This is a genomic window from Burkholderia sp. BCC1640 (assembly GCF_902833125.1).
GTDB classification, from domain to species: Bacteria; Pseudomonadota; Gammaproteobacteria; order Burkholderiales; family Burkholderiaceae; genus Burkholderia; species Burkholderia diffusa.
Genome location: NZ_CADFEF010000002.1, coordinates 23,243 through 43,905, shown reverse-complemented (window position 1 = coordinate 43,905; position 20,663 = coordinate 23,243). Strand labels below are relative to the sequence as shown.

Annotated in this window: 7 protein-coding genes; 3 read left to right on the top strand and 4 right to left on the bottom strand. The window is 68.7% G+C overall.

Annotated elements, in window-relative coordinates; genetic code table 11:
- Positions 1-61 precede the first annotated feature (61 nt).
- Entirely contained in the window at positions 62-12,400 is a 12,339-nt protein-coding gene (locus HWX25_RS02675; protein ID WP_175906939.1) for an LWXIA domain-containing protein, read from the bottom strand.
- A gap of 565 nt (positions 12,401-12,965) precedes the next feature.
- Here HWX25_RS02675 and HWX25_RS02670 point away from each other — a divergent pair.
- From HWX25_RS02670 to HWX25_RS02660, 3 genes are all read left to right on the top strand, one after another.
- Positions 12,966-14,222, top strand: coding sequence for a porin (locus HWX25_RS02670; RefSeq protein WP_175906938.1), 1,257 nt, complete (start codon positions 12,966-12,968; stop codon positions 14,220-14,222).
- Positions 14,223-14,553: 331 nt separating this feature from the next.
- Positions 14,554-15,045 (top strand): peptidoglycan-associated lipoprotein Pal, encoded by a 492-nt coding sequence (gene pal, locus HWX25_RS02665; RefSeq protein ID WP_059468012.1) that lies wholly within the window; start codon positions 14,554-14,556, stop codon positions 15,043-15,045.
- 238 nt (positions 15,046-15,283) lie between these two features.
- Entirely contained in the window at positions 15,284-15,454 is a 171-nt protein-coding gene (locus HWX25_RS02660) for a hypothetical protein (RefSeq protein ID WP_175906937.1), read from the top strand.
- A gap of 92 nt (positions 15,455-15,546) precedes the next feature.
- On the opposite strand, the gene HWX25_RS02655 is transcribed toward HWX25_RS02660, so the two are convergent.
- The 3 genes from HWX25_RS02655 to HWX25_RS02645 are packed head-to-tail and all read right to left on the bottom strand — an operon-like array spanning position 15,547 to position 20,374.
- Positions 15,547-16,809 (bottom strand): cytochrome c, encoded by a 1,263-nt coding sequence (locus HWX25_RS02655; RefSeq protein ID WP_175906936.1) that lies wholly within the window; start codon positions 16,807-16,809, stop codon positions 15,547-15,549.
- Entirely contained in the window at positions 16,806-17,501 is a 696-nt protein-coding gene (locus HWX25_RS02650) for a (2Fe-2S)-binding protein (protein WP_059819105.1), read from the bottom strand. Before HWX25_RS02650 ends, HWX25_RS02655 begins: the two co-directional genes overlap by 4 nt.
- Positions 17,498-20,374 (bottom strand): molybdopterin cofactor-binding domain-containing protein, encoded by a 2,877-nt coding sequence (locus tag HWX25_RS02645; protein WP_175906934.1) that lies wholly within the window; start codon positions 20,372-20,374, stop codon positions 17,498-17,500. Before HWX25_RS02645 ends, HWX25_RS02650 begins: the two co-directional genes overlap by 4 nt.
- Between the last annotated feature and the right edge of the window lie 289 nt (positions 20,375-20,663).

Here is a 20,663-nt window from a genome sequence, read left to right as displayed (position 1 = left end):
CGACAGCGACCGCATATGCGCCGCGGGACGGCAAGACACCGCCCGCGCTCCACCCGCCCCTTCACCCGACAATCACCTGCTGCCCCGGATTGATCTCCCCCGGATTGCTCGCCAGGTTCCGGTTGAGCTGCAGGATCTCGTTCAACGCGACGTTGATCCGCTGACCGTCCGACATCCGCTGCTGTTCGTCGGCCGGTATGCGAGCGGCTGCAAGCAACGATCCTTCGTGAGTTTCCGCAATGGTCCACAACGAATCGCCGGCGACGACGTTCACCGTCAGCAGAGTTGGCGTCGGGCTCGGCGAACCCCTCGACGGCTGCGCGGGTGACGACGGTGTCCCCGACGGTTGCCCAATCGGCGTCGATGACGCGGACGGACTCGGCTGAGCCGCCGGCGCCGTCGTCGCCCCGGGCGTCGGTGAGAGCGAGGCCCCGGGCGTCGGCGTCGTGCTGCTGGAACCCGAAGGCGTCGGCGACGGACCGGAACCCGGATGCTTGTTCTTATCGTCCGATCCCGTCAACGCCGAGATCACGCCGTACCCCTGCATGATCCCGAAGATCGCCACCGGAAACAGCGCGATGCCGGTCGGCAAGCGCGCGAGCCACGGCGTGGCATTCGGGAATTGCGTATGCAGACGCCCGGCGCCCAGCAACGCGCCGGACATTGCACCGAGCATGCCGGTCATCCCCTCGCCGAACGTATGCGCGGCCATTGCGCCGTGGATACCGCTTGCCAGACCAACGGCCGATGTCACGTAGTCGCCGGTCGCGCTCGCGATCCGCGCCAGCTGACTGCGATTCTCCGCATTCACGCCGCGCGAACCACCCTTGTAGACAATGCCGGTAGAGATGGCGCTGATGATCCCGCCCAAAGCCTGCCCGCCGGCCAGCCCGTCGCCATGGAGGAACTTGGCGCCGTTGATCGTGATCGAGCCGCCGTACCCTCCCAGTGCGAGCAGCCGCCCGACCCGACCAACCGAGTGCCGCGGGCTGCCATGGTGCAGCAGTTTCAGCGACGTCCCGCCGACCACGCCCTGCATCTGCGCGAGCATGTCGGCAGCGATCGCCTGCGTGTGCGTCGCGGTTTCGTCGAACGACAGCGTCCCGTCCTCGTTGAGCGCGCGCAGCTGCGCGGCGGCGGCCTTGCCTTCGTGTGCAATCTGTTCGAGCTGCGTGCCGCGCGCGGCGGCGTCGAACCCGTTCGCCTTGAGTTGCTTCTGCAGCCCGCGCACGAGGCGGTCGACGGCCCGATCGAACGCGCGCGGATCGCCGTTCTTCAGGCTGGCGACCGCGCCGTGATGCAGTGCCTGGAACACGCGACCGACCCGCAGGCCGGCGTACAGCGAATTCGTCGCGGTGCCCACGAATTCGTTGCCCGTCGCGACGAGCGCACCCGCGGCGGTCCCGCCGGTCAGTGTGGCCGTGGTCATTTCGCCGGCAATCCGCCGTCGCGACGGCGGGCGTCGGGTCGTGCCGATCGGCTCGTCGTGCACGCGCAGTGCGTGCAGCTCCGCCTGCGCGCGCTTCGCGTCGGGAATCTCGACCTTGGCGAGCTGTGCGGTCTCCCGCCGGCTTGTGCCGATCGGCTTGGTGCCATCGTTGATCAGCGCGGGATCGCGCACGACCGCGCGCCAGTGTTCGGCCGGGTCCGCGGCGGATGGCTGCGCGCGCGTGGTCACGCGGTCGGGCACGCTGTCGCCGTATTGCTTCAGCCAGCGTGCGGAGAACGTGCGCGCGCCCTTCTCCGTCTTGTTGCCGGGCCCGTTGCCGTCGCCCTTCCAGTGTTCGGTCGCATGCTCGATCGTCGCCTTGCGCGCCTGGTTCAGCCACACGGTCGTGTTGCCTTCGTAGAGCTTCTGGCGCAGCGCGGCCACTTCGGCGGGCGTCATCCCTTGCGCGGCACCGATCCGCTCGACCTCCGCGAACAGCAGCTGATGCTGATTCGCCAGCGTCTGCCGGTCGACGCGCTCGAACACGCGCGTGAGCGCATCGGCACCGTGCAGGCGATCGATGATTTCCGGTCGCGCGCGGTTCTCGACGATCAGTTTCGCGAGCGCGCCGGTCAGGTCCTGGTTGCCGATGAAGTCGGCGCCGTGCGTGCCGAGCGACAGCCCGACGTGGACCCATTCGAGCCCCTCGCGTTCGAGCACGGCGCGCAACAGCTTCTCGTGCCCTGCGCCCGGCACCGATTCGGGCACCGCGTCCCAGCCGTGAAACGTGACCATCACGTTGGGCGCCGTCGTGTCGGGATGTTCGTTCGACCACTTCTCGAGCGCCGTCATGACGCGCACGTAGTCGTGGTATGCGTCGTTGGTGCCCGACTGGTAGCGGTAGTCGGTGCCGGACACGAGCGCGCGCGACGGCGCCGTTTCGAGTCGGATCGCGAAGCCGGTGCGCGCCGCCTCGTCGAGCCAGCGATTCAGGTGTGCGAGATGATCGAGCGCGAGCGCCGTCCCGTCCGTGCCGGGCGCCGGATGAATCATCCCGTTCTCGCCGTCGAACACGGCGTGCTTCTGGTCGCCGAGCGCCTTCACCGCACGCAGGAAATCCGGGTCGTGCGCCTTGCCGAGCACGGCCGCGAGCAGATGCGGATCGACCACGAGCGTGACGACCGGCGTCACACCGCCGTATTGCTCGACGATCTTGCGCATCAGCGCCGGATCGTCGCTCAGCGACAGCGAACGTGCCATCGGCACCATGCGGTCTTGCAACGCTTCGCTCGAGCGCGTGAAGAAATACCGGATCCGCTGATCGGCGACGGTGGCAGCGCCCAAGCGCCGGGTGCGCGCGCGCAGCTTGCCCGGCACCGGCAGGAAGCGCGACGCCGACGTCGACACGTCGCGCCCGACATACAGCTTGTTGAGCAGCGTGCGCCACATGCCGGGGTCGACCATCACGGCCTGCGGCTCGCCCTTCAGCACGAGATTCACGTTGCCGGCGCGCTGTGCCTGCTTGTTGTAGGCCTCGATCTGGTCGTGCGTCGCGAAATAGTGCTCGGTCTTCGCGGCACCGTTGCGCAGGTTGAACGCGACGACGGTCGACGACGACAGCCCGGGCTGGTAAGGCTCGATCGACAGCGGCGCGGGTGCGGTGCCGCTGCGCCGCAAGCGCTGCAAGTCGTTCAGCACCTCGTTGTAACCGTGCCGCGTCCGGGCCGCGAGCGCCCTGAACGGCGCCGAATGCTGGCCACGCGCTTCCGCGTCGGTCAACTGCTCGCGCAGCGCCTTCGCGCGCGCCTCGAGCGCCGCGACACGCGTTGGCCGCGCACTCCGCATGAACGCGCGCGGCGGCAGTTGCGTGAGCAGGAAATGCACGTCAGTGCCGAACCGGTCGTTGCCGATCGGCATTTCGTCGAGCGGTATGCCCTGATGATTCGGGTTGTTGGCGTGCCGGACCGCGTCGAACCACCGCATCTCGCCGTTGCGCGCGGCGATCACGCCGACCGGATCGTCGAGCGCCTCGGCCACGGCGCCGTCCGTCCTGAACACGTAGATCACGTGCTGGTTGCCGTCGACCGCACCGTTCCGGATCGCGGTCAGCAGGTGCGGCACGCTGTTGCCGCTGAAATCGACCGCGTTGAGCGCGGATGTGCTCGACGGCAGCAAGTGCGGATCGACCGGCGGCCGCGTTGCCGTGTTGCTTTCACTCCCCTGCTCCGCCTGCGTGAGCGGCCGGCGAAGCGGCACCTTCGACTGGAAAAGATCGCCGAGCGAACGGTGCGGCGGTTTCTCTGCCGCGGTGGCTTCCTTCGCCGGCCGGAAGCCGCCGATTCGATCGACGGTTTCCGGCTTGACGTCGCTGACGACGAACCGGATGCCGCGTCGCGGTGAGCGCAGGACCGGAATGCCGCCCCTGCGCCGTCGCCGGAACACCGTGCGCAGATCCTGCTCGGGAATCTCGGTATCGCCGAGCGGCGCCTTCTCGTAGTACTTCCATTCGTGGTTCGTGTTGCGCTCCGCGTAGCCGAGCACCTTGCCCGTCTCGTCTTCGACCACGTGAATCCAGCGCTGCTCTCCCTCGACGGCACGCACGGCCTGACGCGGCCGCTTGAAACCCGGTGCGTCGTGCAGTTTCGCCACGTCCGCGGCGAGCGCGGTGTCGACCGGATGCCCCGACGCGGTCACGGACCACGACGACTTGCCGTCCCGCGTCTCGATCTTCGACGCGCCGCCGAACTGCATCAGCTCGTCGTGCGCGACCGGCGACACGAAGAAATCGAACTGACGGCGCGCCGTGCGCCCGCTGCTGCCGGTCTTCACGAGCGCCTTGCGCAGCGCGCGCGGCACGCGCTTGCCGTCCAGCATCCGCACGGGGCCGAGCGCGCCGTGCTCGTCCGTCTCGAGCACCGCGACGAATGCCGGCGCCGCGTGTTCGGCGTCGGCGGCGGGCGCGTCGGTATGCGCGGTGATCAGCACGTGCGCGTTCGGGCCGAGCTGGCGCCCCAACCCGTCGAGCGTCGGCGCGCGCTGGCCGTCGACGCGCGTGAGCGTGCGCCGGCCGAGGCTGTCGAGCCACGTCGCGGCAACCGCCTGCGGATCGCTCGCTTCGGCCACCGCGGCGCCCTCCGGCACGGCCGGCGGGTTCGCATGACCGGATACGGCGGCAGGCGCCGCCGCGCCGGACGATTCGCCGGCCGTACCCGCAAGGCGGCCGGCCGCCGGCCCCGCGTGGCCGATCGTCGGCCAGGTCGGGCGGCCGTCGGCCGCCCCGACCGCACGCATGCCGCCCGCGTGGACGGCCGTATAGCCTTCCGGCAAGCCCGAGCGATCGATGCCGACGAGCCGGTACGACACCTCGCCGGTCGCCACGTCGCGGGTGCGCACGACGTACATGTCGACGCCGGCCGGCTTGACCAGCTCTCCGCCATCGGGCGTGGTGATGCGCAGCGCGCGAGACGGATCGTGGCCGAGCGCCGACAGCAGCACCACGTCGGTCGGTGCCGCGCCCTCGACCGCGGCGAGGTTCGCGGCTGCGCCGGCCGCGACGCGCTCCTGCGGCGTCAGGTTGCCCTGTGCGAACGCGGTGCCGTCCGGCAACGCGTCGGTTTGCACGTAGGCGTGGTTCCGTGGGCCGGTATGCGCGGCATCGATTGCCTGCCCGAGATCGTCGTGCGCGACCGTCCGCGCGCCTTCCGGCAACGCGAGCCGGGCATCGGCCGCCGAACGGGACGGCGCGTGCGTGGCGGCGGTAGCCGGTGCATCGGGCACCGTGCCGCTGAACCGGAACCAGCCGTCCTCGGGATCGAGCGCGCCGAAATCGGTGCCGCTGCCGAGTTCGATGCTGCCGTCGTGCGTCACGAATTCCACGCGCAGGTTGGTCAGCCCGGCCGCGTCGAACGCCTGCATCACCCCGTCGATCACGCGGGTCGGCTCGGGGCCGTCGAGGAAGTAGCTCGGCCAGCGCTGGATCACCGTGCCGCCGGGTTGCGTCACGCGCGCCGCGTCGCCGATCACGCCGGGCCGGTCGGCCAGCGCGGTGCGGAACGGATGATCGAGCGTGACCGATTCGAACGTGTCGTCCGGAATCGCGGTGAAATCGTAGTCGGGATCGGCAAACGTCGGATCGGCCACGCGCGGCACCGTCGGGCGCGGCGGCGGATCGCCGAGCGGGCGCAACGCGGTACGTGCGGTCGTCGCGGCCGGCTCCGCGTCGCGGCCAGCGGGGAGCGCCGGCCGGCCCGCGCGTGCCGGATCGCCGCGGAAGCTTTGCATCGGCAGGCGATCCTTGTCGACCTGGCCGGTCAGTCGCGTGCCGCGTACCGTGGTCGAACCGTCGGGCTCGACGAGCAGGATGTCCGGCGGCGCCCAGACCGATGTCGGCCGTCCGGTCAGCTCGGACAGGCGCTGCGCGAGTGCCGCCGCGAAGGTCGTGCTGGCCGCTCGTACTTGCCCGGGCGCGATGCGCAACGGATCGTGCTTGTTCGAACCGCCGAAGCACGAATACAGCGTGACGTCCTGCCCCGGTTCGAGATGCGGCGCCACGCGCTCGGCCACCTCGTCGGGCGTGAGCGGACGGCCTTCCGGGCCCAGCATCGCGTCCGCCGATATCCCGTGGCCGAACACGACGTGATGGCCGGGCGGCGACATCAGCCCGCGCGCGCCGATCGGATGGAGCGGATCGTCGGGCGGCATCAACAGCGTATCGGCCGGACGCAGGAACTCGGGATGTTGCGTCGCGTCGACGCCGGTCACGTCGTCGAATCCGGGCTGCAGCACCGACTGACCATGAACCGTCGTCGTGATGACGCCGTCGTTGGCGATCCTGCGGTCCGTATAGACGTGGCTGGTCTTCGGATAGATTTTCTGCGTTTTCCCCGACAGGCCGTCGTCGGCCTCGGCTTCGGCGGCCTGCTCGACGTGTGTGGCCCATTCGTCGGCCGTGAAGATCTGCCCTGGCCCGACTTCGACGAGCGGAGTCGGCTCGTAGACGGGCGGTTCGCCGGGTTCCGCATCCGGGGCGAGCCGAGGATGCGCGGGCCCGCCCGGCGTCACGCGCTGGCGTCCGCCATCGCCTTGCGTACCGCCGACGCCGCGTCGGCCGCTGTCCGAGTCCGGATCGATCTGCGCGTCGATCGGCCGCACCGGCTCGACTGGCGTGTCGTTCTGCGCTGCCGTGCGCGCCGCCGGTTCACCGCGCTGGGCGAACACCATCGGCGGATCGCTCGCGTCGGGCGCCTCGGGCAAATGCAGATAGAGCCGCGTCGCGACGTCGGGATCGTTTGCCGGCAGGATGATCTTGTCGTCGATCGGATACAGTTCCAGCGCACCGGTGCCGCGCACGGAGTTGGACGTGATCGACGCGATCACGGGCACCTGCAGTTCGTACGCGAGCTCCTGCGCGAACGAATAGCCGCCGGCGCCGAGATAGCAGCCGGTCAGCAGCACGCCGTTGCCTTCCGTATAGGCCGGATCGTCGAGCAGCTTGCGCGCGAATTGCCGCGGCGAAATCGCCTTGCCGCCTTCCGTGACGGCGGCCGCGCTGTCCAGGGTCACGTCGCGCGGCGCCGTGCCGTGCGACTCGGCGATGTCGAACCCCGACACCTTCAGGAACTGGCGCGCGGTCGCATGGCCGAGCAGGTTCACGATGCTCGAACCCGGCACGGGTCGCAGTTCCAGAGGATTGATCCGAATCGGCTGCGCGCCGCCCGGCGAGAACTTCCCGTTCACGTCGGGCTCGATCTCGAAGCGCGCAAGCCGGCGGCCCGGATTGGGCAGCGCCCGCCGCCATCCGGCCGCGTCGTCGTCGCCCAACCGGCCGAATACCGGCGCCTGGATCAGATCCGCGAATTCCTGCAGCAACTCGGGATTGGCGCCGCTGTGCGGCCCCTCCAGCGCGATCGGCGTGCCCGGCGTATAGCCCTTCCACGCCAGCTCTTCCAGCGCATGCGTCATCTCGAGCGCGCTGGCCGACCGGCCGCTGCGCGGATTGATGATCGAGCCGCGTTTCGTCAACAGGCGCCACACGTACACGCCGATCGGCACGCGCGCATCGCCCGTGGTGGCGCTGCCGCCCCACTGGTTCGATACCGGCCGCGGCGCGACGCTGCTCCAGTTGACCGGATGCGCCCCCTGGTCGATGACCGCCAGCGCCGGCGAGAATCGGTACGTACGCGGTTCGCCGCTGACCGAATGGTCCGGCACGCCGGCCTGATCGGGCGCGCCGGGCTCGATCAGGATACCGCCCGTATAGCCGGAGTCGGGGCTGCCGTCGGCCCGATAGCGCGGCGAACGCCATGCGACGAAACCGCTTGCGCCGTACACGTCCACGCCCAGCACGTTCGCGAGCAATTGCGCGAGCGGACTCACGCGCGTGCCGGCGCCGCACGCATAAAGAATGACCGGCGACTTGCCGTCCCAGCCGCTCTGGCGAATCAGCGCGGCCATGTCTTCGGCGCTCATCGCCTTGCCGGTCGCGCTCGCGAAGGCGTCGGCCCATGCATGCGCGTACACGGCGAAGTAGCCGGGCGGCACCGGCATCAACGGCCGCTCGCCCGCCGGCAGCCGGTTCTCGGGCTGGTTCGGGTTGTCCGAATAGATCGCGAGGTCGGCTTCGCGGCGCGGATACGCAGCCCACTGCGTTTCGCGCATGCCGAATGGCGCGTTGATCACGTCGACGCGCCGGCCGCCCTCGTAGCGAATCAACGGCTTTTGCGGATCGAAGCCGCGCGGGTACACGACACGCAGCGTGCGGTCGTACGCATCGTTCATCGACAGCTTGAACGCATCGCCGGCGTCGGTCAGCCCGACGTGGCCGACCACCGCTTCGGGCGGCACCGAGCCGTCCGCGGCGAGCGCGCCGTGATCGACCAGCGCGATCCGGTAGCGGCCGCCCGCCACGCCATCGGCGCCGACCATCAGCGCGTCGTGATACGTCGTGTAGCGCGTCACGCCGATCGTGCCGCCTTCGTCGGGTGCAACCGCCGCCCGCGCCTTTGCATCGTCGGCCGCGTTCGCGCGCCGCTGGTCCGCCCGCGCCGCGCTCAGGTCGTCGACGATGTTGCCCTTTTCGGTCGCGGGCAGCCCGTGTTCCTCGGGGTTGCGTACGTTACCTTCCGGATCCTCCAGCGCGTACACGTAGTACTCGACGTCCTCGAGCCGGTTGCCGCTCTCGATGATTCCACCGACCACCTCGCTCAGCATCGCCGGATCGGCCGCCACATGCGCGGGGATCTCCCAGGACGCCGGATGCGCGCCGTTTGCCGGCATGCCGGCCCTGGCCGTCGATGCCGCGTCGCCAGCCAGCGCATCGGCGACGGCCGGCGTCGCTTCGCCGTCGGGCGCGAGCCGCGGCACGATCGCGGCATCGTCCGGCGTGCCCTGCATGCGGTGCGCGCGAAACCACGACGCGATGCGCGCCCGCAGCCCCTTGTCGGCCGGCGCGACCGCGCCGCCGTCGTCGACCGGTTCGCCGAAGCTGTTCGCCTGCTCCTCCGCGTGCTGCCACGGATTGCCGATCTCGCCGACCGCGAGACGCTGGTTCGCCAGCCCGTTGCCGTACAACGTATCGACGACGTTGATCGCGACCGGCCGCGACATCGTCGACGGTGCGGGCGTCTTCGTGATCGCGCGAATCGGCCGCTCCATCAGCGTGTGCGAGCCGAGCCCCATCTGCGCGATGCCGATGCCGAGGTTGAGCAATTGCTGCGCGCGATCGGAATCGGACATCGCGTCCCAGTTCTTGACCAGCGACACGCTCTGATCGGCCATCTGGTAGCCGCCGATCACGCCGCCCGTGACATTGAATACGCCGGCGGTCTTGCCCGTCGTCTGCGCGAGCGACTGGAACGCGTCGGCTTCCTGCGTGAAACGGCCGAGGCCTGCCACGTCGGCCGCGGCGCCGTCGCCGCGCGATGCGACCGTCAACAGGTCGGAGACCCGCCCCGTCGTGCGCAGCAGCGACGATGCCTCCGCGAGCGACTTCGCCGCCACGCCGAGCCCGCCGCCGGCGATGCCCGCGCCGCTGCCGATCAGGCTGATCCAGTCGCCGCGCGCCTGTTCGTTGCCGAAGCCGATCGACTGGCCGTGATCGCTCAGGTTCTTCAGGTCGCCGATCGCGGCAGGCACGCCGACGGCCATGCCCGCGCCGACGGCAGTCCACGCGGCACCGAGCATCAGGCCGCCGACCGGCGCCCCGATGCCGCTCGCGACCAGCACGACGCCACCGGCCGCGGCAAGAATGCCGGCGCCCATTTCGAGGATGTGTTCGGCGTGCTGGTACCACTCCGTCTTGTGCGCATCGATCGGCTGGTATTGCGAGAAACCGCCGGACGCCGGACCGTTCGTCAGGCTTTTCGGCACGTACAGCTTGCCGTCGTCGGACAGCGCATTGTTGTGCTGATAGTCGTCGACGGAGTCGTACTTCCAGCCGCGATCGTCGATCAGCTTGTACTGGTCCGGATGCCCCTCCACCTGCACCTTGAACAGCGCGCTCGGCGCGGTGCCGGTCCCCTTCGACACGTAGTAGATCGGCACCAGCGACACAACCGCGTGGTCGCCGCCGACCTTGCGGATCTGATCGACGACAGTCTGGATCATCTGCGTCGCGGCCGAATTCCTCGCGTACAGCGACTGACTGTTAACCGCCGTGCCATTCTGCAACTGCCCGTTGCCGACGATCAGTTGCTCGAACATCGCCATCGACGGCACGTCGTTCCGGTCGGTCGGCGTCACGCCCGGGTCGTCCGGCTGAATCCCGAGCCCGGCGCCGACGAAGTTCGTCATCTGATTGGAGCCGGTGGTGAACGTATAGGACTTGTCGTCGAAGTGCTTCTGGAAGTCGTCGAAATACGCCTTCAACTGCTTGTCCGGATCGGCCTGGAACAGCTTGTAGCTGGCGTTGGCGGTGTCCTTGTTCTGCTTGTCCTGGGCATTCTTGGTGCCCTGGTCGTAACGCAACTGGAAGTCGTTCGCGAAGCCCGAACGGAACCGGTCGTCGTTCTGCATCTTCGACAGCAGCGCCTTCGACAACGCCGGATCGACGCCCGACGACAGCGCCTGCCGCACGCCGTCGAACCCGTAGCCGGCGTCGCCGCCGCGCAGCGTATAGATCATCGTCTTCGCGTTGCCGTTGGCGTCGAGCAGCCAGCTCGCGACGTCGTCCTCGCGCTGCACGGGCACGCCGCTCGCGGTCGGCTGCTGATCGGCGAGCCCGACCGCCGTGCTGAGGCCCTTGTAGAACTCGATGCCGTCGCCGTAAGGCTGCGGCCTGCCCGTGTTCGACTGCGTCCACTTGTTGCCGAAATCCTTCTCGACGGTATCGAGCACGACGCCCGCGAATTCGGGCGGCGCATTGGCGAGGATGTCCTGCATCCACTTGCCGGCCTTGTCGGCATTCATCCGGCCGTCGACACGTGCCTGCATGCTGGCCTGGTCCGTCGCTTGCGAATCAGGCTTCTGCATCAGCGGATCGATCTGCGAATGGATGAAGTTCGCGTTGAAATGCGGCTGGCCCGCCTGCGTCCACAGCGCCTGGCGTTCGTCCAGCGAGAACGACGCGTTCATGTTGGTCTTCAGCACCTGAAGCGCCGCGCCCGGATTGCTGCCCGGATTCTCCATCAGCCGCGCGACCTGCTGCTTCGTGTACTGCAGCCGCACCTCGGGCGCCGCCGCAAGCAGCGTCTGGATCTTCTGATAACCGGGATTGTTCTTGTCCGCCTGCGCCTTCGCCATCGCGTACGCGAACACACCGCCCGCCTGGTTGATCTGCGCGTTCAGTGCGTTGGCGTCGGCGTCGCTCAGGCCGTCCGTGCCGACCTTGATACCCGTCAGCTTGACGAACGCCTCGGCGAGCGGATTCTGCTGGGCGAGGAGCTTCTCCTGCGACGACAGCTTCGGATCGTTCGGATCGACGGTCACACCCGTGTCCTGCATCAGCGCGAACGTGACCGGGTCGGACTGCGCGAGCTGTTTCATCTGCGGCGACAGCGACGGATCGTCGGGATTGATCGTCGCGATCGTGCGCTTGAGCTGGCTCTCCTCGCCCAGCGCGTCGACGAGGCCGGTGTACCACATGCCGTCGTGATTCTGCTTCACCGACGCGACGACCTGCTTCTGCTCGTCGGCCGTCACGTAGGTCAGCGCGGTGTCGTCGCCGCCCGTCACGACCTTGTCGTACTGGCTCTGCGCCTGCGACAACGCCTGCGTGATGTCGGCCTCGTCGGCGCGGCGCAATCCGCCGGGCTCCTTCTGCCACGCCGCATAGTCGGCCTTCGCGTCGTTCAGGCGCAGCGTCGCGGCCGACGTGCTGTATTCGTGGCGCAATGCGGTGGTGAGCGCCGTGTAGGCGTCGTTGGCGTTCGTGTCGGCCGTGGTGGCCGCCTGGCGCAATTGCGCGCCGGCGTCGGGATCGGCGCGCCGGATGCCGCCCGGCAACGCGTTGTAGCGCTGCACGTCGGCGTTCGCGTCCTGATCCTTCTGCATCGCCACCGCGAACTGGAACGCCTTCACGTTGGTCGCCCGCTCGGGCGCCGATTCCGCCGACACCGCCTTTTGCGCATCGTCGAGCACCGAGCCGAGCACCGGATCGTTCGGCGACGCATTGCGCAGATCCGATGCCACGCCCGCGATCGCCTTGTTCGTGTCGCCGCCGCCCTCCGCCGCGACGCGCATCTGGTTCTCGACGGCCGCCTGCACCGAGCCCCATGCGGCTTCGGCCTTCTTCACCTGGTTGTCGAGATCGGCCTGCGACGCGCCCTGGTCGTGCAGACGCTTGAGCGCCGCCATTTCGGCCTGCGCGAGCTGCAGCAGGCGCTGCGTCTCGGCCTGCGCGGCCGCGAGGGCCTGCTGCTCCGGCGTCTGGGCCGGCGGGGCGCTGCCGGCCCCGTTCGTCGGTGCCGGATTGTCGTCATTCTGCGGCTGCGGCACGTTCACCGGTCCGCCCCCGCCCACAGCCATCAACACCATATCCGTTCTCCCGCGGCATGCGTGACGTGCCGGCACAGCGGCAGGCGGGCCACGCGCAATAGTCCATTGTGCAGAACGGCCGCGCGTGAAAAAGTCGTGCATTACGTAGTCGCCGGCCGGGTTGCGGCGGCGCGGGAAGGTTCATGCTACGAACGCAATGAACCCGATGCGGCGATTCGGCCCTTGCCGTTTCGGGCGGAAAATTTTGCTGGTCACCGCGCGTGACGTCAGAAATACATGGCGCCTCCAACGGGCAACGCGGCAATGCACGACCTTGCGCGCTGCAACATCACGCGGACGGCTCCTGAAAATGCCGACGCTCACGCTGAACCGCCTCGTAAATGCCGAATCCTTCCGCACACGCGATGGTTCCATTCCGTGCCGATTCGACGAAAACACCCTGCGTCGAACCGCCGCGATTCCACGCTATTTCGCAGAGGACCTTTCCTGTGCAGCGCCTTAATCGACGGTCGCGCGATCTCCAATAATGGCCGCTCGATCCGTCGGCCGGCGCGCCGACGCGACCCACCGGCGATCGGGCCGGAGACCAACGATAAAAAATCCTATGCATTCCTATAAAACCATGCGGCCCGTCAACGCGCGCGTTGCCACGCCGCATGCCGTCCGCCGCGGCCGTCGTACCGGCGTGCTCCCGGGGACCGTGCTCGCCGCCTGCGCGGCCGGCCTGATTCCGTGCGTCGCGCACGCGCAGAGCAACGTGACGCTGTACGGCCTGATCGATACGTCGATCACCTACGCGACCAACCAGCGTACGCAAGGCGCCGGTTCGCCCGGCAGCGGCAGCGTCGGGCTGACGAGCGGCGCGTTGAACGCGTCGCGCTGGGGGCTGCGCGGCCGCGAGGATCTCGGCGGCGGGATGGCGGCGGTCTTCACGCTCGAGAACGGCTTCTCGGGCACGACGGGCAAGCTGTCGCAGAAAGGCGTCGACATGTTCGGCCGTCAGGCGTGGCTCGGCGTAAGCTCGCGCACGGCCGGCACGCTCACGTTCGGCCGCCAGTACGACCTGATCCTCGATTTCGTGACGCCGCTCGGCGCGTCGGGCCCCGGCTGGGGCGGCAACCTCGCGGTGCATCCGTACGACAACGACGACTCGAACCGCAACCTGCGTATCAACCACGCGGTGAAGTACACGAGCCCGACGTATCGCGGGCTGACGTTCGGCGCGATGTTCGGATTCTCGAACACGGCCGGCGCGTTCTCGAACAACGCCGTGTGGAGCGCGGGGCTCGGGTATGCGAACGGGCCGCTGAAGCTCGGCGCCGGCTACCTGAAGATCAGCCGCGACCGCAATGCGCCGAATCCGGACGGCGCATTGAGCACGGTCGACGGCTCGGCGACGATCACGGGCGGCAACCAGCAGATCTGGGCCGTGGCCGGCCGCTATGCGTTCGGCCCGCATTCGGTCGGCGCCGCGTGGTCGCACTCGGCCACCGACGGCGTGAGCGGCGTGCTTCAGGGCAGCGGCATCACCCCGTTGAAGGGCGAATCGCTCGTCTTCGACAACTTCTCGGTCGATGGCCGCTACTTCGTCACGCCGGCATTCAGCGTGGCCGCCGCGTACACGTATACGATGGGCCGTTTCGACACACGCACGGGCCAGACGCGCCCGAAATGGAACCACGTGGTCACGCAGGCCGACTATGCGTTCTCGAAACGCACGGATGCGTATCTCGAAGCCGTCTATCAAAGCGTGAGCGGCGGCAACGGCAATCCCGCGTTCAACGCGACCGTCTGGACGATGACGCCTTCAGGCAACAGCAACCAGCTGGTGGTCGCGCTCGGGTTGCGGCACAAGTTCTGACGCCCCGCGATGCGTGACACGCCCGCACCGGCACGGCACATCACGCATCGCCGTGCATGCCGCGGTTTCCGCGCAAGCAAGAATGCGTCCTGCGTCGTTCCCGTGTGAAAAATGAGAGAAACTGGTCACGCTGTGACATTTTTCCTAATCTAGTTGCAGCGGCGCCGTGCTTCGGCGTTCCGGCCGAGACAATCTTTCATATGGCGCATCGCCGGCTTACGAAAGCGCATCGCGCACGGAAGCCGGCACTTTCGCGCCGTCTCGCCGGATGCGTGACGCGGCAGTTCGCGCGCACCACGCTTTCCTCGCAGTCAACCGCAGGAGACGCACGATGAGCAAAACGAACCGATTTGCGGTCATGGCAGCCTTCGCGCTGCTGGCGGGTTGTCACCACGCGGCGAAAACGCCGGAGAATGCCGAGATGGCGCCGGCGCCATCGAGCGAAGCGGTCGCGACGGTGGCGGCCGACGATCTCAACAATCCGAACAGCCCGCTCGCGAAGCGCAGCGTCTACTTCGATTTCGACCAGTACTCCGTGAAGCCGGAATACCAGACACTGCTGCAGGCGCACGCAGACTATCTGCGCAGCCACCCGTCGCGCCGCGTGCTGATCCAGGGCAACACCGACGAACGCGGGACATCCGAATACAACCTCGCGCTTGGCCAACGCCGATCGCAAGCCGTGATGAGCGCGCTCGAGACGCTGGGCGTGCAGGCCTCGCAACTCGAGGCGGTGAGCCTCGGCAAGGAAAAGCCCGTCGCGCTCGGTCACGACGAGGATTCGTGGGCGCAGAACCGCCGCGCCGATCTCGTCTATCGTTGACCGGAGGCCGCCGCGACGGCGGCATTCCGGCTACGTATCCCGTGATGTAGCGAATCTGCGGGGGCGCGCCGCGCCCCGGCGGCGTGCGCGTGCGAACGCGTGCGCCGCTCCGTTTCGCCTTGTGCCGAACGCAAAAAGCATGGAATAAACCGCCCGCCGGAAACGTTTCGTCATCGCGCGGTCGCCGGTTCACGCGAACCGCCCTGCCGCGCGGCCTTCTCGGCGAAAGGAGAGTGAAATGAGTTCCGCAAGATTGGCCGCGGCGCTGCTCGCGGCGCTGATGCTGGTGCTGTCGGCCGGATGCACGTCGTCGGGTGGCGGCATGTCGCAAGGCCCCGGCATGAGCCGGTATGGCGGCGCGGGCGGCAGCGGAGGTGGCGGTGGCGGCGGAGGGGGCGGCGGCTACTGAAGCGCCGCCGGAAAGGCTCGAGCGGGGCGCCACGCACGAGCGCAGCCGGAAACCGGCTGCCTCGCGCGCGACGCCCCACTTCGTCGCACGACTTACTGACGCATGGCCTTCACGTCGGCCGGCGTGACGCTCGCGGGCTGGCCGCCCCACGTCGCGCGCAGGTAATTCGCGAGCTGCGCGAGTTCGTCGTCGCTCAGCGTGTGCGCGAAACCCGGCATCGGCTGGAGGTTCTCGAAGCCGGCGAACTTCTGCTCGTCGATGCCGTCGAGCATCGCGACCAGCAGGTTGCGCGCATCGCCCTGACGCAGCGTCGAATTGCCGTTCATCGGCACCGCCACGTGCGGCTTGCCTTCGCCGTCGAAACCGTGACAACCCGCGCACACCGCGAGATACACCGAGCGGCCGGCCGCGAGCTGCGCGGCATCGGCCGACACCGGCTTCACCGGCTGCGGCGCCGGCGGCGTATCGCCGAGCAGGTACACGGACAGCGCGCGCAGATCGTCCTTCGTCATGTATTGCGTGCTCAGATGCACGACCGGATACATTTCGCCGAACGCCGAGCCTTGCGGTGCGATGCCGACGCCGAAGAACGTCTGCAGGTCGGTGCCCGTCCAGCCGCGCGCGGCGAGGCCGGCCGGCGTGATGTCCGGCGCGGCCACGCGGCCGAGCGCGGCGCCCGCGAACGGCTTCGCGCCGTCGAGCTGCCCCGTGAACGCACGCGGCGTGTGGCATTCCGCGCAGTGGCCGAGCGCGCCCGCCAGATAGCGGCCGCGCTGCCAGTCGGCGGACTGGCCGGTCGATGCGTCGGGCAGGCTGTCCTTCAGGAACGCCATGTCCCAGAACCCCATGCCGAAGCGCAGGTTGTACGGGAACTTGAGTTCGTGCGCGCGGTTTTCCTGCGCAACCGGCTTCACCGTCTTCAGGTACGCGTACATCGCGTCGGTATCGGCGCGCGTGAGCTGCCGGTACGACGTGTACGGCATCGACGGATACAGACGCTTGCCCGGCGCCTTGCCGTCGTGCAGCGCGGCGTAGAAGTCGTCCGCGCTCCAGCCGCCGATCCCGTGGTCCTTGTCGGGCGTGATGTTCGAACCGTAGAACGTGCCGAACGGCGATTCGAGCGGCGCACCGCCGGCGAACGGCGCGCCGTCCTTCGCGGTGTGGCACGCCGCGCAGTCCGCGGCCTTCACGAGATAGCGGCCGCGCGCGATCTGGTCGGCACCCGGCGCGCCGGACGCCGCGTTCGAAGCCGGCGCGTCATGGCCGCCGCAGGCGGCGAGCAGCAGCGCGCAGGCGGCCGCGAGTGCGGGCAGGCCCGCGGCCCGCGCGGCACGATGGGCGAATGTGCGTTTCATGCGGCGTCCTTCACGAGTCCCGGCGTCGTCAAGATCACGTCCTTCACGGCTTCGTAGTAGCGGACGTAACCGGTGCAGCGGCAGATGTGCGCGTTCAGCGCGTCGGTGATCGTGCGCTCGACGTCGGCCTTCGCGACCGGCTCGCGCTTCAGGCGTTCGATCAGCACCGTCGCCGCGTTGACGAAGCCCGGCGTGCAGTAGCCGCACTGGAAGCTGAAGTGCTCGAGGAACTTCTGCTGGATCGGCGACAGCTCCACCACTTCGCCGGCTTCGTTGCGCTTCGCGTGACCTTCGATCGTGCGGATCGAACGGCCGTGGAAGAAGTGCGCGCCGGTGATGCACGTGCGCATTTCCTCGCTCGTGCCGTCCGGCTTGTCGACGATCACGACGCACGCGTGGCAGATGCCCTGCCCGCAGCCGAGCCGCGAACCGGTGAGGCCCGCATACTCGTGCAGGAACTCGATCATCATCAGCCCTTCGGGTACCTGCATCGGGCCGACGGACTTGCCGTTGATGTTCACCGACAGCGGTTTCTGCTGAAAGCGGACGAGCGGACGCTCGACGGCGGCCGATGCGGCAGCGGGTGCCGCGGGTGCGGATGCCGGGGTGGCCGAAGCCGCATTCGGCGCGGATGCGCCGGTCGCGGCCGCGCTGGCGCTCGCGGCCGACGCGGCGGTTTGGGCGGTCGTCATGCGAGCACCTCCTGAATCTTTTGCGGGGTCACCGGCAAGTCGGTGAAACGATGGCCGATCGCGTGCGCGATGCCGTTCACGATCGCGCCGACGACGGGAATCATCACCACCTCGGCGACACCCTTCGGCGGATCGGTCTCGGACAGCGGCGGCAGGATGTCGCCAGTCTGCGACCACACGGCGACGTCGGTCGCGCGCGGCAGCTGGTAGCGGTTGAAGTTCCACGTGCCGTTGCCGGGGCCGTCTTCGTAAAGCGGCAGGTATTCGTGCAGCGCATGGCCGATGCCCATCGCGAGGCCGCCCTGCAACTGGCCCGACACGAGCTGCGGCGAAATCTGGTTGCCGCACTCCATGACCGAATGATGCGTGAGCAGCTCGACCTTGCCGGTCGCTTCGTGCACGGCCAGCTCGACGAGCGTGCCGACCGCCGTGTAGTACGTGACGGCCGCGTTGTTGCGGCTCGTCGGCGGGATGAACACGCGTTTGCGGTCCAGCACGCGATAGCCGTTCGCGGTCGGCGCCAGCGTGCCGTGCATCGCGGTCGCGCCGGCCGGCGCGGCGGTGCCCGGCATCGGGCCGTCGTCGCCGGTCTTCGGCGCGCCGACTCGCAGCGACAACCCGTCGATCGGCAGACGATCGACCGCGCCGCCCACGTCGAACTCCGCGTCGGTCCATTGCCAGCGGTTGAACACGTGTACGACGGCGCCGGTCGGCAGGCCGAGCGCATGCGCCTGCTTCGCGAGCTGCTCGAACGTCAGCGGCTCGAGGCCGTCGGCGGTCAGCTTGCCGTCGACCCAGCGCGCGTCCTCGATGCGGATCGTGTACGGCGCGGCCTGGCCGCCGCCGAGGCCGCGCGTCCAGATCGACATCGCGGCCGGCCACAGCCCGTAGCGGAACACCGCGCGCGCGGCTTCGCGCGTGCTGTGCGTGAAGTAGTACGCGGAGTTCGTCGCGCTCGACGGCGACGCATAGCCCGGCGACCAGCGTGGATTCGCGCTCAGCCGGTCCTGGTCGGCCTGTGACATCAGGTACGGATCGCCGCTCGTCTCGACCGGCAGATCGGGCCATTCGGTCACGGCAACACGCACCTCGGTCGCCGGGCGGCCGAGCCACTTCGCGACCGCGACGGCCTGCGACGTCGACATCCCCGTGCCGATCTCGGCCGCCGTGTGATGCAGCGACACCTTGCCGTTCTCGTCGAATTCGACCTTCGCGAACGATGCCTCGGCACCCGTGCCGAAGTCCTTCTGCACGCACGCGAAGCCGACGCCGTAGCGCTTGCCCGGGTTCGTCGCCTCGAATTCGGCCTTGCGCGCCGCACGGCGCGTCCATAGCGGATGCTGCCTCGCGCGCTCCAGCACTTCGTCGACGCGCAGCGCGCCGGCGGGAATCGCGCCCTGCGTGTTCTTCATCCCCGAACGCAGCGCGTTGCGCAGGCGGAACTCGATCGGATCGAGGTTCAGTTGCGCGGCGATCTCGTCGACCGCCATCTCGGTCGCGGCCATGCTCTGCAGCGTGCCGTAGCCGCGCGCGGAGCCGGCGTCGATCGCGCGCGACGCGATCGCGACCGCAGCCAGGTCGCTCTTCGGGAAGTAGTAGATCGATTGTGCGGCCGTCGCACCGACCATCGCCACCGACGGCGAGAAGTTCGAGCGCCCGCCGCCGTTCGCCTCGAAGTCGCCCTTGAACGACTGCATGAGACCCGTGTTGCGATCGACCGCGATCCGGTAATGCATCTTGAACGCGTGACGCTTCAGCGATGTCTGGAACTGCTCGTAGCGGTCGTTCGCGAACCGCACCGGGCGGCCGTCCGCGTAGAGCGCGCAGACGAGGCCGTAGAACGGCACGTTGCAGTGATCCTTCGAGCCGTAGCCGACCGTGTAGCACGGATGCACGAACAGCTTCTTCACCGGGAAGCGGCATTTCGCGACCATCGCGGCCGCGTTCTCCGCCACTTCGAGCGGCGACTGGGTCGGCACGACGAGGTGCATCGACTGCGTCGCGGCGTCGTACCAGCAGTTCGCGTTGTCGGGTTCGAGCGCGGCGGTATCGACCGACTGCGTGCTGTACTCGCGATCGAATACGAGCCAGTCGGCCGACGGACGATCGAGCTCGGCGGCGATCTGGCCGGCCAGGAACATCCCCTGCTCGTCGAGCCTGCCGTGCTCCTTGCCGTCCGGCCAGACCGGCAGGTGCTTGCGCATCATGCTCGGGAAGATCGGTGCATCCTTCAGGCTCGAATAGACATCGTCGTCGTAAGCCGTCTTGCCGCCCACCCGCACGTAGCGGAACGTGCCCCACGGATCGCGCTCGAGCGGGCCCGTGACCGCGCCGTAGCGGATCACGTCGTCGCGGAACTTGAGCGCGTTCTTCGCGAAGCGGAAGCGCGCGAAGTCGTGATAGATGAGGATCGCGACCGCATGGCCAAGATACGCAGGGGTCTTGCCGGCGGGCAACAGCATGTCGTCGCCGTAGAACGTCGGGAACGCGACGCCGTCGCGTGCGAGATCGTCGGCCGTGACCACGCGGTCCGGCTTCAGTTCGTCGCCGAGCAGCGACAGGTCGAAGCCTTCGTAGATGCGGTCGGCCTGCGTGGCGCGGAGGATCAGCGCGTGCGACTGCTGCTGCGGCCAGTGCGGCATGTCGGCTGCGCGCACGTCACGGGCGAACACTTTCGAGCCCGTGACCTTCGCGATGCCGTCGATGCGGAATTGGGGGATGCCGGTGACGCTATCCCATTTGACGGGGGTGAGGAGTTTTTCTTCGAAGAGCGCCGCGAACGCGCGGCTGCCGATGGGCGCGACGTAGACCGCGACGCCCGCCAGCACGCTGGCTTTCAGAAAACCCCGCCGTGACAGGCCGTGGTTTTTCATGTGGGGGGGAACCTCCTGATGCGGCTCGGACGGCGATCGGGTGTCGCGGCGTTCGGAGCGGCGCGCATTCTGGCATTGTTTTCGATATATCGCCTATAGTATTTCCCACATGAATTACTTATTGAATTTCTTATAACGGGATTCAGACGGGCTGCGGCGTCCGGTCGCGGGCGACATACGGGCGCGATCGGGCGGTGTCACGGCGGGCGCATCGATCGCCGCGGGCCGATCGCCGCCATGGGCGAGCCATGTGCGGCGCGCTGAAACCGGTCCGCGGGCGGCCGCCCGA

What these genes read in the sequence shown, in the direction of transcription:
- HWX25_RS02655 (WP_175906936.1), bottom strand. Translation starts at nt 16,809, where the DNA reads ATGAAACGCACATTCGCCCATCGTGCCGCGCGGGCCGCGGGCCTGCCC.
- HWX25_RS02675 (WP_175906939.1), bottom strand. Translation starts at nt 12,400, where the DNA reads ATGGTGTTGATGGCTGTGGGCGGGGGCGGACCGGTGAACGTGCCGCAG.
- HWX25_RS02660 (WP_175906937.1), top strand. Translation starts at nt 15,284, where the DNA reads ATGAGTTCCGCAAGATTGGCCGCGGCGCTGCTCGCGGCGCTGATGCTG.
- pal (WP_059468012.1), top strand. Translation starts at nt 14,554, where the DNA reads ATGAGCAAAACGAACCGATTTGCGGTCATGGCAGCCTTCGCGCTGCTG.
- HWX25_RS02670 (WP_175906938.1), top strand. Translation starts at nt 12,966, where the DNA reads ATGCATTCCTATAAAACCATGCGGCCCGTCAACGCGCGCGTTGCCACG.
- HWX25_RS02650 (WP_059819105.1), bottom strand. Translation starts at nt 17,501, where the DNA reads ATGACGACCGCCCAAACCGCCGCGTCGGCCGCGAGCGCCAGCGCGGCC.
- HWX25_RS02645 (WP_175906934.1), bottom strand. Translation starts at nt 20,374, where the DNA reads ATGAAAAACCACGGCCTGTCACGGCGGGGTTTTCTGAAAGCCAGCGTG.